Origin of the sequence: Pseudomonas sp. NBRC 111138 (assembly GCF_001320835.1) — a bacterium.
Taxonomy (GTDB): Bacteria; Pseudomonadota; Gammaproteobacteria; order Pseudomonadales; family Pseudomonadaceae; genus Aquipseudomonas; species Aquipseudomonas paracarnis.
In genome coordinates, this window is the sequence record NZ_BCBO01000179.1 from 1 (window position 1) to 4,887 (window position 4,887).

Annotated in this window: 5 protein-coding genes; 1 reads left to right on the forward strand and 4 read right to left on the reverse strand. The window is 61.2% G+C overall.

All coding sequences use genetic code 11. The features are described from left to right. Nucleotides 1-253 precede the first annotated feature (253 nt). A complete protein-coding gene (locus APH41_RS27375; RefSeq protein ID WP_054922615.1) occupies nt 254-1,147 on the reverse strand; it encodes an AraC family transcriptional regulator in 894 nt (297 codons plus the stop codon). Between the two features lie 181 nt (nt 1,148-1,328). Here APH41_RS27375 and APH41_RS27380 point away from each other — a divergent pair, with 181 nt between their 5' ends. Then, on the forward strand, nt 1,329-2,381 hold the full coding sequence (locus tag APH41_RS27380) for an NAD(P)-dependent alcohol dehydrogenase (protein WP_054897943.1): 1,053 nt from the start codon (nt 1,329-1,331) through the stop codon (nt 2,379-2,381). On the opposite strand, the gene APH41_RS27385 is transcribed toward APH41_RS27380, so the two are convergent. The 3 genes from APH41_RS27385 to APH41_RS27395 form a co-directional block, all read right to left on the reverse strand. Continuing rightward, the gene (locus APH41_RS27385; RefSeq protein WP_034126746.1) at nt 2,382-3,185 is read right to left on the reverse strand and encodes an IclR family transcriptional regulator; all 804 of its coding nucleotides are present in this window, start codon (nt 3,183-3,185) and stop codon (nt 2,382-2,384) included. It abuts the gene before it with no gap. Between the two features lie 220 nt (nt 3,186-3,405). Continuing rightward, on the reverse strand, nt 3,406-4,371 hold the full coding sequence (araH, locus tag APH41_RS27390; protein ID WP_054922617.1) for an L-arabinose ABC transporter permease AraH: 966 nt from the start codon (nt 4,369-4,371) through the stop codon (nt 3,406-3,408). Nucleotides 4,372-4,393: 22 nt separating this feature from the next. Next, a partial coding sequence (locus APH41_RS27395) for an ATP-binding cassette domain-containing protein (RefSeq protein WP_156359103.1) occupies nt 4,394-4,887 on the reverse strand: 494 nt, incomplete at its 5' end.

The window sequence follows — 4,887 nt, forward strand, 5'->3', positions numbered from 1 at the left end:
TGGGGCGCGAAGCGGCCCCAAAAATGGGACTGCTACGCAGTCCAGCGGGAGCAAGCTCCCTCGCCACAAGTCACTGGTTGTCTGCTCTAGCTCTTAACTGACTGGCATTACCCGAAATGGGAGCCTTTTTTGTGGGCGACATCGATCAATATGTGGGAGCTGGCTTGCCTGCGATGGCGGTCTTCAGGTGCCAAATGTATAGCTGACCCACCGTTATCGCAGGCAAGCCAGCTCCCACAATAACCTCGTGGTGTCAGGCGGCCCGCTCTTCCCCCGGGTTGCGCAGGAAATAGCGCTTGTACTCCCGACTGAACTGCGACGTGCTCTGGTACCCCACCTTGTGCGCCGCCTGTGCCACGCTCATGCCTTCCACCAGCAGCAACTGCTGGGCCTTCAATAGCCGCAGGCGCTTGAGGTACTGCACCGGCGATAACAAGGTGCAGCGTTTGAAATGCTCATGAAAGGTCGACGCACTCATGTGCGCATACCCGGCCAACGTCTCGATATTCAGCGGCTCGGCGTAATGGGCATGCAGGTGATTCAATGAGGTGGCGATGCGCGAAAACTGCCCCTGTTGTTCCACCAGCGCACGCAACACATCCGCCTGAGGGCCACGCAAGGCGGTGAACAACAATTCGCGCACCCGCGCAGGCCCCATGATCCGGCTTTCCAGCGGATCGTGCAGGCACTGCAACAACCGCTCGACGCAGCCGCGCATCGTATCGTCCAGCACCACCGAACTCATCGACTCCAAGGTCTGCGCGGTCGGCGGCGGCCCGGCTTGCATGCCCATGGCAATCACCAACTCGCCCAACACCACGCGGTCGATGCCTACCGTCACGCCATACAACGGCGCCTCGGGGGCCATGGCAAAGGTCTCGCATTCGAACGGCACCGGCATCGCCTGGATCAGGTAATGCCCGGCGCCATACTCCAGCGTGCGCGGGCCGAGGTAGGCGACCTTGCTGCCCTGGGCCACGAACATCAGGCTTGGCTCATAGATCTGCGGCCCACGCGCCACATCGCAACTGGCGCGCAGCACCTGCACGCCGGGCAGGTGAGTCGGGGAAAAACCGTCGCGGGGCGTGAGCCCTTCGATCAAGGCAACCAGCGTGGCATTGGCGTCCAAATGGCGGGTCAACAGCATGGCAAAAAACTTCGCGAATGAGGGATGACAGCATCATCGCAGGTCTGGCGGCCAATATATCCAAACCTCAGGCACTGCCGGACGAATAGGCATGAGACTCGGAGCAATTGCCATGTTCGCGCCCCCAGGCCGGCGCGCAGAATTTGCCGCCTCTGCAGTCCAAGCTTTTGTGAGGTTTACTATGTACACCGCCATCGGTTACGCCGCCCAGTCGGCCACCACGCCCCTCGCCCCGATGTCATTTGAACGCCGCAGCCCGCGCGTCGATGACGTGGCCATCGAGATCCTCTACTGCGGCGTGTGCCACTCCGATATCCACCAGGCGCGCAACGAATGGGGCATCGCCGTGTACCCGCTGATGCCGGGCCACGAGATTGTCGGCAAAGTCACCGCGGTCGGCGCCAACGTCACTGCGCATAAAGTCGGTGACCTGGTGGGCGTAGGCTGCATGGTCGACTCGTGCCGTCACTGCGAAGCCTGCCAATCAGACCTTGAGCAATACTGCCTCGAAGGCCCGACCATGACCTATGCCACGCCGGACCGCGTGGATGGCAGCAACACCATGGGTGGCTACTCCGACAGCATCGTGGTCAGTGAACACTTTGTGGTGAAGATCCCGGCCAAGCTCGACCTGGCCAGCGCTGCGCCGATCCTGTGCGCAGGCATCACCACCTACTCGCCCCTCAAGCACTACGGCGTGAAAGCCGGCGATAAAGTCGGGATCCTCGGCATGGGTGGCCTGGGCCACATGGGCATCAAGTTCGCCAAAGCCATGGGCGCCGAAGTCACGTTGTTCACGCGCTCGGCCAGCAAGGCCGAGGAAGGCCGTCGCCAGGGCGCCGACCATGTGATCGTGTCCACGGATGCCGAGCAGATGAAAGCCGCTGCGGGGCACTTCGATTTCCTGCTGGACACCATCCCGGTGCAGCACGACCTGAACCCCTACCTCGATGTGCTGCGCTTTGACGGCGTGCATATCCTGGTCGGCCTGATCGAGCCGGTGGACCCACCCGTCAACGCTGCCAAGCTGGTGCTGGGTCGTAAAGTCTTGGCCGGCTCGCTGATCGGCGGCATTGCCGAAACCCAGGAAGTCCTGGATTTCTGCGCCGAGCATGGCATTACCTGCGACATCGAGATGCTCGACATTCGCCAGATCAACGAAGCTTATGCGCGCATGATTGCCGGTGATGTGAAGTACCGCTTTGTCATCGACATGGCGAGCCTGAAAGCCTGATCAGGCCTTGGCGCCCAACTCCGCTGACAGCCGGGCTGCGACCTGTTTGATCACAGGGATCAGTTCGGCCATTTTCTCCAGCGGCATGTAGGGCACCGTACTGGCAATGCTGATGCCGGCGACAATGCGCCCGCTGGCATCGCGCACCGGTGCGGCCACGCAGCGGATCGAAGGTTCGTTGTCTTCGAGGTCAAACGCGTAGCCACCCTCGACATACTCATGCATGCGCTGTTCGAACTGCGCCCAGGATTGCTCCGGGTGCTGCGGCCATTGCAGGCTCTTGCCCACCGCTGGCAAGCTCGCCTCATACAAGCGCTGCCACTCCTGCGGCGAATCATCCAGCATCAACGCCTTGCCGATACCGGTGCGCGCCAGCGGCATGCGATGGCCGACCCGCGAGCGCATTTCCGGCCCATTGCGGCCGGGGTTCTTGTGCAGGTAAAGCACCTCGTCGTACTCACGAATCGCCAGGTGAATGGTATCGCCGGTCAGCGCCGACAACTCATCCAGGTAGGGCACCGCCAGGTTCACCAAGGGCAACTCTTCACGGGCCTGAAACCCCAACTCGATCAGCTTGGGCCCCAGCAGATAACCGACCTGGGGCACCACGCGCAGGTAACGCTCGTCCACCAGGCAACTGGCCAGGCGGTGCGTTGTGCTGCGCGTGGTGCCGATGCGCCGGGCGATCTCCTTGAGATCCCGCGCACCAGCCGCCACCGCTTGCACCACGCCCAGGCCGCGCAACAGGGTCTGGGTGCCGGTGGGGGCGGCGTCTTTGACGGGGGTGTGGGCGTTTTCCTGCATATCGGGCCTATAAGTATGAAAGCGGGGGCATTATGGCAAATACCGCCCTCTTGAACACAGGAGATCCAAGGTGGGAGCTGGCTTGCTGTGGCGAGGGAGCTTGCTCCCGTTCGACAGCGCAGCTGGAGCCGGCTTTTGGGGGCGCTTCGCACCCCAGCGCAAGCAAGCTTGCTCGCCACAGCAAGCCAGCTCCCACAGTTTGATCTTCACAGGGCGACCATTAGCGTTGTTTCATGCGGTCGATTATCACCGCCAGCAACAGGATCGAGCCACGAATCACATATTGGTAAAAGGTATCGATGTTCTTCAGGTTCATCGCATTCTCGATGATCGCCAGAATCAACACCCCGGCAATCACATGGCGGATCATGCCGATGCCGCCGCTCAACGACACCCCGCCCAGCACGCACGCCGAAATCACCGTCAGCTCGAAACCCTGGCCAATCATCGGCTGGCCCGAGGTCATGCGTGACGCGAGGATCACCCCGGCCAATGCGCCGATCAAACCGTGCACGGCAAAAATGATGATTTTGGTGCGATCGACATTGACCCCGGCGAGCAACGCCGCTTCCTGGTTGCCGCCAATGGCCATGGTGTTGCGCCCATAGGTGGTGTAATTGAGCAGCCAGCCAAAGAACACAAAGCACAGTACGGTGATGATGATCGGCACCGGCACGCCCAGCAGTTGGCCGTTGCCGAACACGAAGAACCCTTCATTCATCACCCCCACCGCCTTGCCGTTGGAGAAGATGTAGGCCAGGCCGCGCACGATCTGCATGGTCGCCAGGGTGGCAATCAACGCATTGATGCGCAGCTTGGCGATCACGATGCCGTTGATCAGCCCTACCACCAGGCCCATAGCCAAGGCCGCCAACACGCCGAGTACCACGCTGTCGGTGTCGCGCATCACGATGCCCGCCACCACCCCGGCGCAGGCGATCACCGAGCCTACCGACAAGTCGAAGTGCCCTGAGGCCAGGCAGAACAACATGGTGCACGCAGCAATACCGACGGTCGAAATCGCCAGGCCCAGACCGCGCATGTTCAGCGGTGACAGGAAGTTATCGATGAATACCGCGCTGAGCACAAAAATGCCCAGTGCCGCCAGCAGCATCACCCAGTCATCGAGAAATTTGCGCTGATTAAAACCCGGCCAGAAACCCTTTGCAGTTTTTACCTCAGACATAGCCAAACCCTCTTGTTCTTGTTCAAGCCCGCGACTGTGGCAGCGCCAGTTGCAGCAGGCGCGCTTCATCCGCTTGGGCGCGGGGCAACTCACCGGTCAGGGCGCCTTCACTCATCACCAGGATGCGGTCGGAGATGCCCATCACTTCCATCAGGTCACTGGACACCACGATCACCGCTATGCCGCTGGCCGCCAGGTTATGGATGATTTGGTAGATCTCCGACTTGGCGCCGATGTCGATACCCCGGGTGGGTTCGTCCAGCAGCAGGACCTTCATCGGCATCGACAACCAGCGGCCAAGGATGGCTTTCTGTTGGTTGCCACCGGACAGGTACAGGATTTTCTGCTCGGCACTCGGCGTCTTGACCTTCATGGCCTGGATCTGCCGTTCGGCGTTGCCCTTCTCCCAGCCGTCGCGCAGCAACCAGCCGAACGAGGCATGGGCACTACGGGCGCTGATGTTGATATTTTCCGCCACGCTGGAAAGCGGAATGATGCCTTCCTTTTTGCGGTCTT